Source organism: Micromonospora sp. NPDC005806 (genome assembly GCF_042871425.1).
Taxonomy (GTDB): Bacteria; Actinomycetota; Actinomycetes; order Mycobacteriales; family Micromonosporaceae; genus Micromonospora.
This window is the reverse complement of sequence record NZ_JBIAIL010000001.1, coordinates 109,673-126,095: the sequence shown is the minus strand read 5'-3', so window position 1 is coordinate 126,095 and position 16,423 is coordinate 109,673. Positions and strand designations below refer to the sequence as shown.

Sequence of the window (16,423 nt, the reverse complement as noted above, 5' to 3'; positions counted from 1 at the left end):
CTAGTAAGGTAACTAGCCGGGCGGCAAGTAAGTCGGTCACAGATCTTCGGGGGAGCTTACCCATGAGTCAACCAACACAGACGGTAGCGAGACCCAATGTCCGGGTGGTGCTGTTCGGCCTGATGATCGCGATGATGCTCGCGATGCTCGACAACATGATCGTCAGCACCGCGCTGCCCCGGATCGTGGGCGAGTTCGGCGGCGTCGACCACTTCACCTGGGTGGTCACCGCGTACGTCCTGGGCACCACCGTCTCCACCCCGATCTGGGGCAAGCTCGGCGACCTCTACGGGCGCAAGGCGGTCTTCCTCACCTCGGTGGTCATCTTCCTGATCGGCTCGGCCCTCTGCGGCATGTCCGGGTCCAGCATGTTCGGCGGCGTCGAGGACGGCATGGTCGAGCTGATCGCGTTCCGGGCCGTCCAGGGCCTCGGCGCCGGTGGCCTGATGGTCGGCGTCATGGCGATCATCGGTGACCTGGTGCCGCCCCGCGAGCGGGGCCGCTACCAGGGCATGATCGCCGGCATCATGGCCATCGCCATGGTGGCCGGTCCGCTGGTCGGCGGCTTCATCACCGACCACCTCTCGTGGCGCTGGGCGTTCTACGTCAACCTGCCGCTCGGCGGCGTCGCCCTGCTGGTCCTCGCCACCACCATGCACCTGCCGAAGTACCGCACCGAGCACAAGATCGACTGGCTGGGGGCCGGCCTGCTCTCCGCCGGCATCACCGCGATCGTGCTGATCACCACCTGGGGCGGCAACGAGTACGACTGGACCTCGCCGCAGATCCTCGGCCTCGCCGCGCTCGCCGTGGTCGCCCTGGTGAGCTTCGGCTTCGTCGAGCGCCGGGCCCCCGAGCCGATCCTGCCGCTGGGGCTCTTCGCCAACCGCAACTTCGCCCTCATCTCGGTGATCGGCTTCCTGCTCGGCTTCGCCATGTTCGGTGCGATGAACTTCCTGCCGTTGTTCCAGCAGACCGTGCAGGGCGCCTCGGCCACCAACAGCGGCCTGCTGCTGCTCCCGCTGATGTTCGGCATGCTCGTGGTCTCGCTGGTGGTCGGCCGGGCGATCACGAAGACCGGCCGCTACCGGGCCTTCCCGATCATCGGTGGCGTGGCGATGACCGCCGGCATGGGCCTGCTGACCCGGCTCGATGTCGACACCAGCAAGGCCGAGTCCTCGCTCTACATGATCGTCCTCGGCGTCGGCATGGGCTTCCTCATGCAGACCTCGATGCTGATCGCACAGAACAGCGTGGAGCAGAAGGACCTGGGCGCGGCGAGCGGCGCGGCCACCTTCTTCCGGTCCATCGGCGGCTCGTTCGGCATCTCGCTCTTCGGCGCGATCTTCGCCAACCGGCTCGCCGACTCCGCCGGGGGCGGCGCGTTCAGCGGCGGCTCGGGCGAGGGCCGCGGCATGGACCTGGCGAAGCTCAAGGAACTGACTGGGCCGGTGCGGGAGTTGGTCCTCGGCGCCCTGGCCGACGGCATCTCCCACGTCTTCCTGTGGGCGGTGCTCTTCACCGCGGTGGTCCCGGTGCTCGCCTGGTTCATCAAGGAGGTCCCGCTCCGCTCGGCGAACGACGCCCCGCCCGCCGGCGCCACCCCCGAGGACGAGGCCGAAATCGCCCTCGGCAAGGCCCCCGTCGCCTGACCCACCCTCCGTCGCGGCCACGCCCGCCCCACCTGGGGTGCGGCGTGGCCGCGCCGTCTGTCCACCCCCAAACTGAAGACCCGTGCAGATTCACGGAAAAGAGTGTCTTTGGCGGCCGGGATAGGGCCGCTTTCCGTGAATCAGGGGCGGATCTTCGCCGAGCGCGTCGGCGTCGGGGTGGGTCAGGGGCGGTGGAGGAGGGCGGTGAGACGGCGCCACAGGCGGCGCCAGACGCCGGCCGGGCTGGCTGCCGGAGGACCGGTGATCAGGGTGTGGGCCAGGTCGCGGGTGGGCGGGTCGAGGTCGGGGGTGGCCAGGGCCAGGTGGGCCAGCGACACCGCGATCGGCACCCGGCGCTCGCGGGCCACGGCCGCCACGTCGGCGAGCCGCTCGGCCACCACCCGGGCCACGTCGGGGCGTACGGCGGGGTCCACCCAAGCGGCGGTGACCAGGGCGAAGAGGGCCGCCTCGGTGATCCAGTCCTCCACGCCCCAGACCAGTTCCAGCAGCACCCGGCGGCGGGTCGACCCGGCCCAGGGCTCGTCGGTGCGGTGGTGCAGCAGGCCGAGGCAGGCCCAGACCTGCACGCATCGGACCCAGAGCGACGGGTCCTGGCCGGCGAGCACCCGGCCCAGCGCGGTGGCCGGCGCCTCAGGCGGGTGCACCAGCAGGCCGAGCAGGTCGGCGAGGTCCACCGTGGCCAGTCCCACCGCGGCGTCGTAGGCGGCCGGTGGGTGGGGCCAGGCCGGGTGGGCGAGCTGCTGGATCCGCTCCGCCGCCTCCGCCGAGGGCGTGGGCACGATGGGCGCGGCGGTGGTGCCCTCGTACCGCCAGAGCTGGCAGGTCGTGGCCCGGCGGGGTTCCCGCGGGTCCGGGTCGGCCACCGCGGCCACCTCGACGTCCAGCCCCGGTACGGCCGCCGTCGCGGTCCGCATGGCGCTCGGTGGTTCGAGCGCGTCGAGGCGTACGGCGACCCGGGCGGCGCCCTCGGCGGCGAGGGCCCGGCGCAGCGCGTCCAGCACCGGCCCGCCGGCCGGGGTCACCTGCCCGAGCCAGGGACGGCTGCGGCAGCACTCGGCCAGGTCGCCGTGCTCGTGGCTGTCGTCCGGGTGGTCCCGGACGAAGTCGGCGAGGGCCACCAGGTGGGCCACGTCCCCGTCGCGCTGAAAGCGCAGCCGGTGCGCGGTGTGCACCGCACAGTCGAAGGTGGGGTCGCGGGCCAGCGCCCGCTCGGTCCAGTCCAGCGCCTCGTCGAGCCGGCCGTGGTCGGCGAGGGTGCCGGCGATGTCCGCGTAGACGGCGAGGTCGTCGGGGTCGTGTGCGACGGCCCGGCCGAGCGCGGCGAGGGCGTCCCGGGTTCGTCCGGCGCTGCGGTACGCGTACCCGAGCCAGACCTCGCCGAGCTTGGTGGGCTGTGCGCGTACCCCGCGGGCGGCCCAGGTGACGGCGAGGGCGACCTCGCCGAGGCGCCGGGCCAGCGCGGACGCCGCCCCCAGCAGCAGCGGGTGGCCGGGGTGCACGGTGACCGCGTTGCGGGCCAGCGTGAGGTACGGCCGCAGCGGGTCGCGCAGCCGGCGGGGCACCGGGTCGGGCACCGCCGTGCAGATCTGCATGAGGATCCGGGCGGTGCGCTCGGGGTCGAGCCGTTCGGGCAGCTCGGGCGCGGTCACCCAGGGGACGCCGGCCCAGTCGGCGCCGCGCGCGTAGCCGGTGGCCGCGGCCAGCAGGTCCAGCCCCTCGGCGGGGCGACCGGCGGCGGCGAGCAGGTGGGCGCGGGCCACCACCGCACCGACGAAGGCGTGGTGGCCGAGTGGGAAGAGCTCCAGGTCCCCGCCGCTGGCCGCGTTCACCCGGGCGAGCGTCTCGTGCACCTCGGGGAGCGTCGGGGCCTGGACGAGGGCGGCGGCGACGTGGCTGGCGGCGTGCGGCAGGTCCCCCTCGTCCAGCGCCAGCCGGGCGAGCGCGAGCTCCTCCTCGGCGGAGAGCGCGGAGTCCTCGGGCACGTGGTCCTCTCGGTGGTGTCCGTCAGCCGGGCAAGCGTAGGGGATCACGGGTCGGCATGGTGATCCACTGCGCACTACTGTTCGTTCCATTGCTCATAGCGGCCTAAAGATGCAAGACTGAGCACAGTTCGCGCGGGAATCGCGCAGGAGGGGGTCTCAGGTGACGCGTCCAGGGGTCGGCATGGCGGCCGACATCGACGAGCAGCCGGCCGGCTACGACCGTCTGCTCTCCGCCGAGCACGCCGGGGCCATCGCCCGGGTCGCGGCGGTGATCGCCGAGCGTCGGCCCCGCCACGTGGTCTTCACCGCCCGGGGCACCTCCGACCACGCGGCGCTCTACGCGGCGTACCTGACCGAGATCCGGCTCGGCCTGCCCGCCGGCCTCGCCTCGCCCAGCGCGATCACTGTCTACGGTGCCCGGCCGGACCTCTCCGACGCCCTGGTCGTCGGCGTCAGCCAGAGCGGCGGCTCGCCCGACCTGGCCGAGGTGCTGCGGGTGGCCCGGGCCTCCGGCGCGCTCACCCTCGCGGTCACCAACAACCCGGACTCGCCGCTGGTGCGGACCGCCGAGCTGAGCGTCGACATCGCCGCCGGACACGAGCGCGCCGTGGCGGCCACCAAGACCTACACCGCCGAGCTGCTCGCGCTGCTGATGCTGGTCGAGGGGGTACGCGCCGGCGACGGCGTGCTCCCCGCCGAGGAGCGAGCCGCCCTCGCCCGCCTGCCCGAGCTGGCCGAACGCACCCTGGCCGACGACACCCCGGCCCGGCTCGCCCCGCGCTACCGGTTCGCCGCCCAGCTCGTCACCACCGGCCGGGGATACGCGTACCCGACCGCCCGGGAGGCGGCGCTCAAGCTGATGGAGACCTCGTACCTGCCCACGCTCGCCTTCTCCGGCGCCGACCTGCTGCACGGCCCCCTCGCGATGACCGACCCGGACGTGCCCGTGCTCGCCGTGGTCGGCTCGGGCCCCGGCGGGCGGTCGATGCAGGAGGTGCTGCCCCGGCTCGGCGAGCGCCGGGCCGACGTGGTGGTGGTCGGCTCCGCCGACGTCGAGGCGACCGCCCGGATGGCGGTCCCCGACGTCGACGAGCGGTACGCCCCGCTGCTGGACATCCTCCCGCTCCAGCGGCTCGCGCTCGCCCTCGCGCTGGCCCGCGGCGAGGATCCGGACGCCCCGCGCGGCTTGAAAAAGGTCACGGCGACGATGTGAGGCCCGGCGTGGCACGCTGTTGAGCGTGTCCACGCTGCGCGACCTCGCCGAGGAGCACACCCAGCTCCGGCCGGCCGACATCGACCACCTGCACCGGATCGCCGGCGACTGGCAGCTCCTCTCCGACTTGTCCTTCGCCGACCTGCTGCTGTGGGTGCCGGTGGACGGCGACGGCACGTACCTCTGCGTGGCCCAGGTCCGCCCGACGACCGCGCCGACCACGTACCTCGACGACCAGGTCGGGCGGATCGTCGGCGGGCTGGAGGTGGCGCACCTGGAGGTGGCCCACCGGCAGGGCCGGATCTGGCGGGAGGGCGACCCGGTCTGGTACGGCGACGTGCCCGCCCGGCACGAGGCGGTCCCGGTCCGGCTGCGCGGCACCGACGGGGAGTCCGGCGAGATCATCGCCGTGGTCGGCCGGGACACCAACCTCTCCACCGCGCGGACGCCCAGCCAGCTCGAGCTGAACTACCTGACCACCGCCGACGACCTGGCCCAGATGATCGCCGACGGCACCTTCCCGCCGCCTCGGCACCCCGGCGAGACCACCTCCGCGCCCCGCGTCGGCGACGGCCTGGTCCGGCTCGACGCCAACGGGAAGGTCACCTACGCCAGCCCGAACGCGCAGTCCGCGTACCGCCGGCTGGGCTACGCCTCCCACCTGGTCGGGGAGGACCTGGCCAAGCTGCACCGCCGGCTGGCCGGCGACCCGCTGGAAGGCACCGACGCCGGCAACGCGGTGCTGGCCGCGCTGCGCGGCGATTCCCCGCCCCGGCGGGAGATCGACGCCCGCGGCGCCACCATGCTGACCCGGGCACTGCCGCTGATGCCGGCCGGCGTGCCGATCGGCGCGCTGGTGCTGGTCCGCGACATCACCGAGGTACGCCGCCGCGACCGCGCCCTGATCACCAAGGACGCCACCATCCGGGAGATCCACCACCGGGTGAAGAACAACCTGCAGACCGTCGCCGCGCTGCTCCGCCTCCAGGCCCGCCGGGTCGCCATGCCCGAGGCCCGGGTCGCCCTGGAGGAGTCGGTACGCCGGGTCGCCTCCATCGCGCTGGTCCACGAGACGCTCTCCTTGTCCAGCGACGAGGCGGTCGAGTTCGACGGCATCGTCGACCGGGTGGCCAGCGCGGCCACCGAGGTCGCGGCCACCGAGGTGACCGTCGGCATGCGCCGGCAGGGCAGCTTCGGCGTACTGCCCGCCGAGATCGCCACCTCGCTGGTGATGGTCCTCAACGAGCTGCTGCTCAACGCGGTGGAGCACGGGTTCCCGCCGGCCGGGGAGGAGGGCGCGGCCCGGGCGGAGGGCGCGGCGGAACCAGAGGTGGTGGTCTCCGCGCACCGGTTCCGCAAGCAGCTGCACGTCTCCGTCGCCGACAACGGGCGCGGCCTGCCCGAGCAGTTCGACGCCGAACGGGGCGGCAACCTCGGCCTGCAGATCGTCCGGGCCCTGGTCACCGGGGAGCTGCGCGGCACCATCGAGCTGCGCAACGGCGCCGAGGGCGGCACCGAGGCCAGGTTGGTCGTCCCGCTGTCCCGCGACACCACCGACCGCCTCACCACCTGACCGGCACGCCCCCGCGCTCCCAGGATCCGCGGATCCCGACGGGCGGCGGGCGGTGGCCGGGTCAGCGGGTGAGCAGGGCGACGGTGATGCCGGGCGGGGGCGTGACCTGTTGGACGGTGAAGGTGTCGCGGAGGGCCTGTCCCTTGGCACCAGGGACCGCGGCCAGCGGGTCGGCCGGCCGGCCGGAGACCACCAACCAGACCCGCTCCACTCCGGCCAGGCACTCCGCCGGGCGGTCGCACTCGCTGGCCCAGAAGTCCGCGCGCTGCCGCTGGTCGCGGACCAGCAGCACGTCGCGGGGCTGCCGCGACCCCAGGTGGTACGCGATCCCCAGGTCGAGGAAGCGCCAACTGTGGCGGGGCGAGAAGACGATTGCGTCGCCCGGCTGCTCGTGCTCGGCGATGACCCGGGCCGCACCCCGGTAGTCGACGGGGGCGCTGCGCGGCCACTCGTGCGTACGGCGCAGCGCCGCCTGGTCGGGCAGGCCGAGGAGCCCGGCCAGGGTGACCACGGCGACCGCCGGTGCCAGGCGTACGCCGGCCAGCGCCGCCCCGGCCAGCAGGCAGGCGAACGGTACGGCGAAGAGCAGGTACCGGGTCACCCAGAGCGGTACGAGCGCCCCGGCGGCGAAGAGCAGCAGCACGGGCAGCAGGATCGCGGCGCCCGGCAGCAGCGCCCGCCGGCCGAGCCGTACCGCGCCGAGCGCGGCGAGTCCGACCAACAGCCCGCCCACCACCCCGCTCTGCGCCACCCCGCCGGGCAGCGCCGCCAGGTCACCCAGGCGGTCCAGGTTCACCCAGTCGAGCTGCCGGGACCGCTGCCCCCGGGCGACCAGCACCAGCGGGGTGACCAGCAGCGCGGCCGGCAGCAAGGCGACCAGCCACCGCCAGACCAGCCCGGGACGCGGACCGCCGTCCGCCCGGTCGGCCGGCGGCTGCTCGCCCTCCGCCTGCTCGCCGGCCGTTCGGTCCTCGGCCGCTCGGTTCCCCACCGTGCGGTCACCGGCCGGGTCTGCGGGGGCAGGGGCCGGCGCGCCGGGGCCGATCGACGTCCTGCCGCGCCACGCGACGAGCAGCACCGCCACCGCATGGGCGGCGAGCAGGGTGAGTGCTATCAGGTGGCTCAGCCCGAGGGCGGCGACGGCCGCGGCGTACCCGGCCCACCGCGTCCAGGTGGGCCGGTGCAGCGCCTCGACCAGCAACAGAGTCGCGAGCACCGCGAAGAGCGTGGCCAGCGCGTACGGGCGGGCCTCCTGGGCGTACCGGGAGGTGCCGGGGAGGACGGCGAAGAGCAGCCCGGCGAGGAGCCCCACCCGGGCGTCGACCAGCCGCTCGCCGAGTCGGGCGGTCAGCCCGGCCGCCACCGCCATGGCCAGCACCGAGGGCAGCCGCAGCGCGGTCGCGGAGTCGCCGAACACCCCGACCCAGCCATGCATGAGCAGGTAGTACGGCCCGGTTGCGGCGTCGATGGTGCCGGCCAGCCGAACCAGGTCTCGGACCGGTCGGGTGGCCGCGCTCCAGGTCGCCAGCTCGTCCCGCCACAGCTGAGCCCGGCCCACCCCGGTCGTGGTGACGACCAGCGTGAGCAGCGTTGGCCAGAGCCACGCCAGTCTCGCCCGCCACGCTGAGTCGGCCGGCCCGCCGACCACCGGAGCGCCGTCCCCGCTGGGCCGCGAACCTGAAGAGACGGTCACATCTCGCAGCGTCACACAACCACGGGGTCCGGCGTGCGACAACTCCTGCCCAGCGCGTCCGACGCCGCGCCGCGACCAGGAGCCGTCCCACGTGTCGGCTAGCGTCTGCCGCATGGATGAGACGGCCAGGACCCGGCAGGTCGCCGCTGAGTACGTCGACAGCCTCGAACACCGTGACTGGCCACGGCTGACTGCCGTGCTCGCCGAGGACGTGGTCTATGAGATGCCGCAGACGCGCGAGCGGATCCGCGGCCGGTCCAGGTTCCTCCAGTTCAACATCGAATACCCGGGGGACTGGCACCTACAGCCGCGTCGCGTGGTCGCCGATGGCCGGCTGGCCGCCCTGTGGCTCGATGTTCGGGTGGCCGCCGAGCGGCAGGACGCCTGCGTCTGGCTTGAGGTGTCCGAGCAGGGGCTCATCAACCGGGTCACTGACTACTGGCCCGAGTCCTATGACCCGCCGGCGGGACGAGAACATCTCGTCGAACGCTGGTAGCAACCGTTCGATGCGGCCCGCGTGGCCCGTGATGTGGGATGAAGCACGCGAATGTTGGCCGGGCCCTCGGGCGTGTGGAAGCATGGCGCCCATGACCGCCGCTGTCGTCCGCCGCTTCGTGGCCCGTCGCCACGTTGATTACGGCCGCGTGCGCAGCGCGATCTGTCCGGCCCACTGACGACGCCCGACCCAGCCGTCTCGGGCGCGCTCCGCGCCGGCCGTTTCCGACATCGCCGTCCACGGCCCTCCCCAGGGCCCGCCGTCGCGTCCGCGCATCCGGGCACACCAGACAACGGAGGACGCCGCGATGGCGGTCAGCAGCACCCCCACCCGGTCCGATACCCCGCCCGCCGCGCGCGTGCCCCGCTGTGCCCGGGGCGAGGGGCAGTGGGCGCTCGGGCACCGCGAACCGCTCAACCCCAACGAGCGGATCAAGAAGGACGACGACCCGCTGAACGTCCGGGCCCGGATCGAGAACATCTACGCACACCGGGGCTTCGCGTCGATCGACCCGCAGGACCTGCGCGGCCGGTTCCGCTGGTGGGGGCTCTACACCCAGCGCAAGGCGGGCATCGACGGCGGGCGCACCGCGGTGCTGGAACCGCACGAGCTGGAGGACGAGTTCTTCATGCTCCGGGTCCGGGTGGACGGCGGCCAGCTCGACCTGGCCCAGCTCCGGGTCATCGCGGACATCTCCCGGGAGTTCGCCCGGGACACCGCCGACATCACCGACCGGCAGAACATCCAGTTCCACTGGATCCGGGTCGAGGACGTGCCGGAGATCTGGCGCCGGCTGGAGGCGGTCGGCCTGCAGACCACCGAGGCGTGCGGCGACTGCCCGCGGATCGTGCTCGGCAGCCCGGTCGCCGGGGTGGCCCGGAACGAGGTTGTCGACCCGACGCCGGCGATCGACGAGATCGTCCGCCGGTACGTCGGTGACAGGCAGTTCTCCAACCTGCCCCGCAAGTTCAAGTCCTCGATCTCCTGGCTGGTCGACACCCCGTACGAGGCGAACGACATCGCGTTCCTCGGCGTGGAGCACCCGGAGCACGGTCCCGGGTTCGACCTCTGGGTCGGTGGCGGCCTCTCCACCAACCCGATGCTCGCCAAGCGGCTCGGCGTCTGGGTGCCGCTGGCCGAGGTGCCCGACGTGTGGGCGGGCGTGGTCGGCATCTTCCGGGACTACGGCTACCGGCGGCTGCGCAACCGCGCCCGGTTGAAGTTCCTGCTCGCCGACTGGGGCGTGGAGAAGTTCCGCGAGGTGCTGGAGAAGGAATACCTGGGCCGTACGCTGCTCGACGGCCCGGTTCCCGAGCTGCCGGAGAAGCCGGTCGACCACATCGGCGTGCACCGGCAGCGGGACGGGCGCAACTACGTCGGTGCCGCCCCGGTGGTGGGTCGGGTCTCCGGCCCGCAGCTCGCCCGGCTCGCCGACGTGGTCGAGGCGCACGGCAGCGACCGGGTGCGGCTCACCCCGTACCAGAAGCTGCTGGTGCTGGACGTGGCGCCGGAGCGGACCGACTCGCTGGTGGCGGAGCTGCGGGCGATCGGCCTGGAGGCCCGGCCGTCCGCCTGGCGGCGCGGCACCATGGCCTGCACCGGCATCGAGTTCTGCAAGCTCGCCATCGTCGAGACCAAGCGGCGCGGCGAGGAACTGGTGGCCCGGCTGGAGGAGCGGCTGCGCGACTTCGACGCCGACATCTCCATCCACCTCAACGGCTGCCCGAACGCCTGCGCCCGGACGCAGGTCGCCGACATCGGGCTCAAGGGCCAGCTGGTGGTGGGTCCGGACGGCCGCCAGGTGGAGGGCTTCCAGGTGCACCTCGGCGGCGGCCTCGGCATGGCCCAGGGGCAGACCGCCGGTTTCGGCCGCAAGCTGCGCGGCCTGAAGACCACCGCCGACGAGCTTCCGGAGTACGTGGAACGACTGGCCCGCCGCTACCTGGCCGGCCGGACCGAGGGCGAGACCTTCGCCAACTGGGTGATCAGGGTCGACGAGGAGGAACTCCGATGAGTGAAACCCGTTCCGTGCCGCTGTACTGCCCGTACTGCGGGGAGGAGGACCTGCGGCCGAGCGAGGCCGGGCACGGCGCCTGGGAGTGCCACGCCTGTGCGCGGGTCTTCACCGTGAAGTTCACCGGGCTGCTCTCCCGGGCGTTGACCCGATGAGCGGGCTGACCTCCGCCGCCAACCTGGGCCTGGTCGGGGTCGGCGGCCCCACGCCCGCCGACCCGGCCCGGCGGGACCCGGAGGAGCTGCGCGTGCTGGCCGAGGAGGCCGGCCGGGAGCTGGAGGGCGCCCCGGCGCTGGAGATCGCCCGCTGGGCCGCCGAGACCTTCGGCGACCGGTTCTGCGTGACCAGCTCGATGGCCGACGGCGTGCTGGCGCACCTGGTCTCCCGGGTCGCGCCCGGCGTCGACGTGGTCTTCCTGGACACCGGGCTGCACTTCCCGGAGACGCTCAAGGTCCGCGACGAGGTGGCCCGGCGGCTGCCGGTGACCGTGCGCTCGATCCGCCCCAGGCTGACCGTCGGCCAGCAGGACGGCCAGTACGGTCCGCGCCTGTTCAGCCGGTCCCCGGACGACTGCTGCCAGCTTCGCAAGGTGGAGCCGCTGGAGCGGGCGCTGACCGGGTACGACGCCTGGGCCGCCGGGCTGCGCCGGGACGAGTCGCCCACCCGGGCCAACACCCCGGTGGTCGCCTTCGACGCCCGGCGCGGCAAGGTCAAGGTGAACCCGATCGCCGCCTGGACCCAGCGGGACGTGGACGCCTACGTCGCCCGCTACGACATCCCGGTCAACGAGCTGTTCAGCCGCGGCTACGGCTCGGTCGGCTGTTGGCCCTGCACCCGCCGGACCAGGGCGGGGGAGGATCCGCGGGCGGGCCGGTGGGCCATGTTCGAGAAGACCGAGTGCGGTCTGCACACCTGACGGCCGACCCGACCACGGCGCCGGTGGTGCTGGTCGCGCACGGCAGTCGTGACCCGCGGGCGGCCGAGGCGACCCGGGCGCTGGCCCGGGCCGTGGCGGCCGCCCGCCCCGGCACCCCGGTGCTGCCGAGCTGGCTGGACCACACCGAGCCGGGGCCGGCGGCCGTGCTGCGGGAACTCGCCGCCGCCGGTCGGCCCCGGGCGGTGCTGGTGCCGCTGCTGCTGACCGCCGCCTACCACCGGAAGGTGGACATTCCCGCCGCCGTGGCCGCCGTCCGTGAGGCGGGGGCACCGATCGAGGTACGGGTCACCGACGTGCTGGGCCCGGCGGACGGGGTGGCGGACGCCCGGCTGCTGGCCGGGTTGCGCCGCCGGCTGGCCGAGGCGGAACCTGGCGGGTACGACGCCCTGGTGCTGGCCGCGGCCGGTACCCGGGATCCTCGGGCGCGCGGCTCGGTCGGCCGGGTCGCCGCGATCCTCGGCGCCGAGCTGGGCGTCCGCTGCCGCGTGTCGTACGCCTCGGCGGCACCCCCGCAGGCGGGCGTCGCGGTGGCGAAGCTGCGCGCGAGCGGGGCGCGCCGGGTGGCGGTGGCGGCCTACTTCCTGGCGCCGGGCCTGTTCCACGACGGCGTCGTGGCCGTGGCGGAGGAGGCCGGTGCGGTGGCGGTCGCCGACCCGCTCACCGATCTGCCTGAGCTCGCCGACCTGGTCCTGTGCCGGGTGGACGCCGCCGCCGAGGGCTGGGATGGCACGGCGGACCGGTCGCGGTGACGAGCGTCGGCGACGGGGTAGCGGGGGAGACATGTGCGCCGGACAGCAGAACGCCCCGGCGGGTGACCCGGCCGGGGCGTGTTGCTGTGGTGCGATCAGGCGGAGTGAGCGCGCAGCACCCGGAGACCGCCGCGGCGCTTCACCGCGCGGCGCTCCTCCTCGCTCATTCCGCCCCAGACGCCGGCGTCCTGACCGGACTCCAGCGCCCACTGCAGGCACTGGTCGGTCACCGGGCAGCGCCTGCAGACGGCCTTGGCCTGTTCCACCTGCAGGAGGGCCGGACCGGACGTCCCGATCGGGAAGAACAGCTCCGGGTCCTCGTCGCGGCAGACGGCATCGTGGCGCCAGTCCATGGCGGCAACACTCCTCATTCTTAAGTGGGTGGCCAGATAACGCTTCGTTGCTATTCCTATATGCATCCGCATTGCCGATCAGTGACGGTCAGCATCCATCAATTCGGCGCTGCGTGAGCAGGCTGCGGGCCCCGGGACCTGCTGGAACAGCTCAACCTGCCGAGCATATCCAGGCAATGTCCCGGTAACACAAGTTCGCTTGTGAATACTTTCACGAACTACCGCGATGTCAAGGGTGGCGCTCGGAAAAACTCCGAACAGTGAGCGGGCTCACCACCCTTTTGTCCGGGTTTCAGAGGCCTCTGGTTACCCGGCGTGCCACAGTCGAGGATCAATGTAGTACAGTCTGCGTGACATTGCTGACATTTCCGGCACCTGCCCATCGAGTGTCGCGGCCACCCGCACGGGGCGTGCGGTGGTCACCGCGTCAACCGACGGCAGTACCCGAGACCTAGCAGATTACTCTCAGTGCGGCCGGAACGGACGTGAATCTAACTTTCTCCCGCTCGCCCAGGTAGTCCCCGTCGAGCTGGAACGCCTGCGGACGGGCCGAAAGCAGGGCGAACTCCGCCACGTCGTGCAACCGGAGCACCTGCTTGCCGTGCGGATCGGGATCCCGGGAGAAGAACTGGGTGACCGTACGTGCCGTGCTCGCCACCTTGAGCTGCCGCATCGCCAGCACGTCCAGCCCCAGGTCGAACGACGCCTCCGGGTTCGGGTTGATCTCCCGCTCGCCCAGGTACGTCCACGGCGCGGTGTTCTGGATGATGACCGTGGCCAGTTCCGCCTCGGCGGGCTCGCCCGGCCGCTCGAGTGAGATGGCCGGGTGCCGCCGGTCCGAGCCCACGAAATAGTGGGCGACCGTCGAGCGGAGGTAGAGCCCGGGCGTGGAGACCCGGCCCCGCTTGCGGGCCTGCTCCACCCGGTGGATCACCGCCGCGTCGATGCCGAAGCCGGCGCAGAAGGTGAAGTAGCGGTCGTCCGCCCGACCGAGCCCGATGGTCCGGGACCGGCCGAGGCGCAGCCCCTCCAGGATCATGCTGGTGCCGTCCGGCCACTCGCGGGGCAGCCCCAGCGCGCGGGCGAAGACGTTGGTCGAGCCACCCGGGACGGTGGCCAGCGCCGGCAGCCGTTCCGCCGGGGTCTCCCCGGTGCGGAAGGTCGGCGGCTCGGCGGCCATCAGGCCGTTCACCACCTCGTTGACCGTGCCGTCACCGCCCAGCGAGACCACCAGGTCGACGCCCTCCTCGGCGGCCTCCCGCGCCAGGTCCATGGCGTGGCCCCGTCGGCGGGTGTATCGCACCGACAGGTCGACTTCGCTGCGCAGCGCCCGCACCAGGACGTCCCGGCTGCGTTCGCTGGTGGTGGTGGCCTTCGGGTTGACCACCAGGACGGCCCGCATGGGCGGCACTGTACCGCGCCTACCCGCGGGTATCGTGTCGCGCGTGACGATCGACTCCGACCCGGTCCCCGCCACGCTCCGCTGGGCGGTACGCCTGCTGCGCGCCGAGGCGGTGGCGCTCGCCCTGGTCGCGGCGTGGCTGATCTGGTCCGACCTGACCGCGCGTACCACCGACCTGACCTCGGCGCTGCTGGTGACGGCGTTCGCGGTCGCCGGCGCGGCGGCGCTCTGGGCGCTGGGCGGCGCACTGGTCCGCCGGAAGGTCGGTGCCCGGGCCCCGGCGATCGTGCTCCAGCTCATGCTGCTGCCGGTCGGCTGGTACATGATCCAGGGCGGGCTGGCCTGGCTGGGGCTGCCGCTGATGGTGCTCGGGCTCGGGGTGACCGGGCTGCTGGTCAGCGCGCCGACCAACCGGGCGCTCGGGTTCGACTGACCGGCCAGGCCGTCAGTAGCCGGAGGCGCGGCGGGTGAGCAGGGCGATGGTGGCCCGGCCGTCGGCGGCCCGGGCGGACGCCGCGGTGGTCAGCGCGGTGAGCACCTTCCAGGCGAAGGACGACTCGGAGGGAAGCGTGGCGCCCCGGACCGTCGGCACGGTCACCTCGACCGTGAGCGCGTCCTCGGTGACCGCGAACCGGCACTCCAGCTCGGCGTTGCGGGTGGCGATGGCGAGCAGCATCGCGCAGGCCTCGTCGACCGCGATGCGCAGGTCCTCGATCTCGTCGAGGGCGAACTGGAGGCGGGCCGCGAGGCCGGCCGTCGCGGTGCGGAGCACGCCCAGGTAGCCGCCGTCGGCGGGCACGGTGAGGTGCACGACGTCGTCGGTCGTCGGCTGGCCGGTCAGTTGAGTCACGCCTCATCCCCCCGGTGCGGGACTCTACCCGGTCAGGCGTGCGGGTGGGTGGGCGTGGCCGTGGCCTGCGCGGCGAGGTCGTGCAGCGCCGGGCCGGCGAGCCGGTACGGCACCCACTCGTCCATCGGGGTCGCCCCGATGCCGGCGTAGAAGCGGGCCGCCGGGTTCCAGTGGATCATCCACCAATCCAGCCGCCGGTAACCCCGTTCGACGCAGATCGCGGCGAGCGTCGCCAGCAGCAGCCGGCCCGCGCCGGTGCCCCGGGCGGCCGGGCGGACATAGAGGTCCTCCAGGTAGATGCCGTGCACGCCCTCCCAGGTGGAGAAGTTGAGGAACCACAGGGCGAAGCCGATCGGCTGGTCCGCCACGTCGACCGCGACGTGCCCGAACAGGGCCGGCGTGGGAGCGAAGAGCGCGGCGCTGAGTTGCTCCTCGGTGAGGTGGCACTGCTCGGGGGCGCGCTCGTAGTCGGCGAGTTCGTGCACCATCGCGACGACGGCCGGCACGTCCTCGGGACGCGCCGGCCGGATCGTCGGTGCCTGGGCGGGCAGGCTCACGCCTGCTTGGTCTCCCAGAAGATCTTCGAGATCTCGTCGATCTTGGAGAGCAGCTCGTCGGCCTTGGCGGGGTCGGTGGCACCCTTGGCGCCGGCCGCGCCGGCCAGCTTGGTGGCCTCGTTGAAGAGCTGGTGCAGGTGCGGGTACTTCTCGAAGTGGGCCGGCTTGAAGTAGTCGGTCCAGAGCACCCACAGGTGGTGCTTGACCAGCTCGGCGCGCTGCTCCTTGATGAGGATCGCCCGGGTGCGGAACTCCGGGTCGGTGTTCGACTGGTACTTCTCGCAGATCATTTTGACCGACTCGGCCTCGATCCGGGCCTGCGCCGGGTCGTACACGCCGCACGGAAGGTCGCAATGGGCGCTGGCGGTCACACGCGGCGTGAGGATGCGAGGAAGGCGCATCAGGGTCCTCCATGGGATGTTTGCGATGATCGGAGACGACATTACTCCTGGACATGCTCCCCGGCGGGCGGGAGGTGAAACCCGGTGCGTGCCGTGAACGAGCCCGGCCTGCCGGTGTTGCCCGGCCCGCTGGCGGCCGTGCTGGTCACCGGCCCGTCCATGGCGCCGACGCTGCGGCACGGCGACGCCGTGCTGGTGCGTACCGGGGGGCGGCCGGTGCGGCCGGGCGACGTCGTGGTCGCGGTCTTCCGCAGCCGCCCCGACCTGCTCGTGGTCAAGCGCGCGGTCCGTCCGCAGGACGGCGGCTGGTGGGTACGCGGCGACAACGACCTGGTCACCGACGACTCCCGGGCGTACGGGGTGGCGGATGTGCGGGGCCGGGTGGTGGCCCGGTACTGGCCACGTCCCGGGCTGGTCACCGGCCGGCGACGGTGGATATGACCCCGCTCACATCCGAGTGCCGGCCGGCTGACTATGCTCGGAAAGTGCCCGGGTGACCCCCCGCACCGCCGCCCCGCTCGCCGCTGACC

Annotated in this window: 17 protein-coding genes; 10 read left to right on the top strand and 7 right to left on the bottom strand. The window is 73.3% G+C overall.

Going from position 1 to position 16,423, the window contains the following annotated elements:
- The first annotated feature begins 62 nt into the window (after nt 1-62).
- Nucleotides 63-1,652, top strand: coding sequence for an MDR family MFS transporter (locus tag ACFYOS_RS00575; protein ID WP_387134352.1), 1,590 nt, complete (start codon nt 63-65; stop codon nt 1,650-1,652).
- Between the two features lie 182 nt (nt 1,653-1,834).
- On the opposite strand, the gene ACFYOS_RS00570 is transcribed toward ACFYOS_RS00575, so the two are convergent.
- On the bottom strand, nt 1,835-3,655 hold the full coding sequence (locus tag ACFYOS_RS00570; RefSeq protein WP_387134350.1) for a tetratricopeptide repeat protein: 1,821 nt from the start codon (nt 3,653-3,655) through the stop codon (nt 1,835-1,837).
- A gap of 181 nt (nt 3,656-3,836) precedes the next feature.
- Here ACFYOS_RS00570 and ACFYOS_RS00565 point away from each other — a divergent pair, with 181 nt between their 5' ends.
- Both ACFYOS_RS00565 and ACFYOS_RS00560 read left to right on the top strand, forming a co-directional pair.
- The gene (locus tag ACFYOS_RS00565) at nt 3,837-4,868 is read left to right on the top strand and encodes an SIS domain-containing protein (protein WP_387135210.1); all 1,032 of its coding nucleotides are present in this window, start codon (nt 3,837-3,839) and stop codon (nt 4,866-4,868) included.
- A gap of 25 nt (nt 4,869-4,893) precedes the next feature.
- The gene (locus ACFYOS_RS00560) at nt 4,894-6,441 is read left to right on the top strand and encodes a histidine kinase N-terminal domain-containing protein (RefSeq protein WP_387134348.1); all 1,548 of its coding nucleotides are present in this window, start codon (nt 4,894-4,896) and stop codon (nt 6,439-6,441) included.
- Nucleotides 6,442-6,502: 61 nt separating this feature from the next.
- Here the strand turns inward: ACFYOS_RS00560 and ACFYOS_RS00555 are convergent, their stop codons facing one another.
- Nucleotides 6,503-8,050, bottom strand: coding sequence for a glycosyltransferase family 39 protein (locus tag ACFYOS_RS00555; protein WP_387135208.1), 1,548 nt, complete (start codon nt 8,048-8,050; stop codon nt 6,503-6,505).
- 196 nt (nt 8,051-8,246) lie between these two features.
- Between ACFYOS_RS00555 and ACFYOS_RS00550 the strand changes: the two genes are divergently transcribed.
- The 5 genes from ACFYOS_RS00550 to ACFYOS_RS00530 all read left to right on the top strand — a co-directional run bounded on the left by ACFYOS_RS00550 (nt 8,247) and on the right by ACFYOS_RS00530 (nt 12,330).
- On the top strand, nt 8,247-8,630 hold the full coding sequence (locus ACFYOS_RS00550; protein WP_387134345.1) for a nuclear transport factor 2 family protein: 384 nt from the start codon (nt 8,247-8,249) through the stop codon (nt 8,628-8,630).
- 307 nt (nt 8,631-8,937) lie between these two features.
- Nucleotides 8,938-10,644, top strand: coding sequence for a nitrite/sulfite reductase (locus ACFYOS_RS00545; protein ID WP_387134343.1), 1,707 nt, complete (start codon nt 8,938-8,940; stop codon nt 10,642-10,644).
- The gene (locus ACFYOS_RS00540; RefSeq protein ID WP_387134341.1) at nt 10,641-10,799 is read left to right on the top strand and encodes a hypothetical protein; all 159 of its coding nucleotides are present in this window, start codon (nt 10,641-10,643) and stop codon (nt 10,797-10,799) included. Before ACFYOS_RS00545 ends, ACFYOS_RS00540 begins: the two co-directional genes overlap by 4 nt.
- Nucleotides 10,796-11,560, top strand: coding sequence for a phosphoadenylyl-sulfate reductase (locus ACFYOS_RS00535; RefSeq protein WP_387134339.1), 765 nt, complete (start codon nt 10,796-10,798; stop codon nt 11,558-11,560). Before ACFYOS_RS00540 ends, ACFYOS_RS00535 begins: the two co-directional genes overlap by 4 nt.
- Nucleotides 11,561-11,583: 23 nt before the next feature.
- A complete protein-coding gene (locus tag ACFYOS_RS00530) occupies nt 11,584-12,330 on the top strand; it encodes a sirohydrochlorin chelatase (RefSeq protein WP_387135206.1) in 747 nt (248 codons plus the stop codon).
- Between the two features lie 95 nt (nt 12,331-12,425).
- On the opposite strand, the gene ACFYOS_RS00525 is transcribed toward ACFYOS_RS00530, so the two are convergent.
- Nucleotides 12,426-12,683, bottom strand: coding sequence for a WhiB family transcriptional regulator (locus tag ACFYOS_RS00525; RefSeq protein ID WP_073834718.1), 258 nt, complete (start codon nt 12,681-12,683; stop codon nt 12,426-12,428).
- Between the two features lie 451 nt (nt 12,684-13,134).
- Nucleotides 13,135-14,085, bottom strand: coding sequence for a diacylglycerol/lipid kinase family protein (locus ACFYOS_RS00520; RefSeq protein ID WP_387134337.1), 951 nt, complete (start codon nt 14,083-14,085; stop codon nt 13,135-13,137).
- Nucleotides 14,086-14,128: 43 nt separating this feature from the next.
- On the opposite strand from ACFYOS_RS00520, the gene ACFYOS_RS00515 reads away from it, so the two are divergent.
- Nucleotides 14,129-14,518 (top strand): hypothetical protein, encoded by a 390-nt coding sequence (locus tag ACFYOS_RS00515; RefSeq protein ID WP_387134335.1) that lies wholly within the window; start codon nt 14,129-14,131, stop codon nt 14,516-14,518.
- Between the two features lie 12 nt (nt 14,519-14,530).
- Here ACFYOS_RS00515 and ACFYOS_RS00510 read toward each other — a convergent pair whose 3' ends face one another.
- The 3 genes from ACFYOS_RS00510 to sodN all read right to left on the bottom strand — a co-directional run bounded on the left by ACFYOS_RS00510 (nt 14,531) and on the right by sodN (nt 15,893).
- Complete coding sequence (locus tag ACFYOS_RS00510) at nt 14,531-14,935, bottom strand: ATP-binding protein (protein WP_387134332.1); 405 nt, start codon at nt 14,933-14,935, stop codon at nt 14,531-14,533.
- A gap of 32 nt (nt 14,936-14,967) precedes the next feature.
- Entirely contained in the window at nt 14,968-15,423 is a 456-nt protein-coding gene (locus ACFYOS_RS00505) for a GNAT family N-acetyltransferase (protein WP_387135203.1), read from the bottom strand.
- A gap of 65 nt (nt 15,424-15,488) precedes the next feature.
- On the bottom strand, nt 15,489-15,893 hold the full coding sequence (gene sodN / locus ACFYOS_RS00500) for a superoxide dismutase, Ni (protein WP_387134330.1): 405 nt from the start codon (nt 15,891-15,893) through the stop codon (nt 15,489-15,491).
- Between the two features lie 84 nt (nt 15,894-15,977).
- Between sodN and ACFYOS_RS00495 the strand changes: the two genes are divergently transcribed.
- Nucleotides 15,978-16,334, top strand: coding sequence for a S24/S26 family peptidase (locus tag ACFYOS_RS00495; protein WP_387134328.1), 357 nt, complete (start codon nt 15,978-15,980; stop codon nt 16,332-16,334).
- The last annotated feature ends 89 nt before the right edge of the window (nt 16,335-16,423 follow it).

Coding starts and splice junctions, on each gene's coding strand:
- ACFYOS_RS00565 (WP_387135210.1), top strand. CDS start 3,837: ATGGCGGCCGACATCGACGAGCAGCCGGCCGGCTACGACCGTCTGCTC.
- ACFYOS_RS00535 (WP_387134339.1), top strand. CDS start 10,796: ATGAGCGGGCTGACCTCCGCCGCCAACCTGGGCCTGGTCGGGGTCGGC.
- ACFYOS_RS00525 (WP_073834718.1), bottom strand. CDS start 12,683: ATGGACTGGCGCCACGATGCCGTCTGCCGCGACGAGGACCCGGAGCTG.
- ACFYOS_RS00575 (WP_387134352.1), top strand. CDS start 63: ATGAGTCAACCAACACAGACGGTAGCGAGACCCAATGTCCGGGTGGTG.
- ACFYOS_RS00540 (WP_387134341.1), top strand. CDS start 10,641: ATGAGTGAAACCCGTTCCGTGCCGCTGTACTGCCCGTACTGCGGGGAG.
- sodN (WP_387134330.1), bottom strand. CDS start 15,893: ATGCGCCTTCCTCGCATCCTCACGCCGCGTGTGACCGCCAGCGCCCAT.
- ACFYOS_RS00545 (WP_387134343.1), top strand. CDS start 8,938: ATGGCGGTCAGCAGCACCCCCACCCGGTCCGATACCCCGCCCGCCGCG.
- ACFYOS_RS00505 (WP_387135203.1), bottom strand. CDS start 15,423: ATGGTGCACGAACTCGCCGACTACGAGCGCGCCCCCGAGCAGTGCCAC.
- ACFYOS_RS00550 (WP_387134345.1), top strand. CDS start 8,247: ATGGATGAGACGGCCAGGACCCGGCAGGTCGCCGCTGAGTACGTCGAC.
- ACFYOS_RS00520 (WP_387134337.1), bottom strand. CDS start 14,085: ATGCGGGCCGTCCTGGTGGTCAACCCGAAGGCCACCACCACCAGCGAA.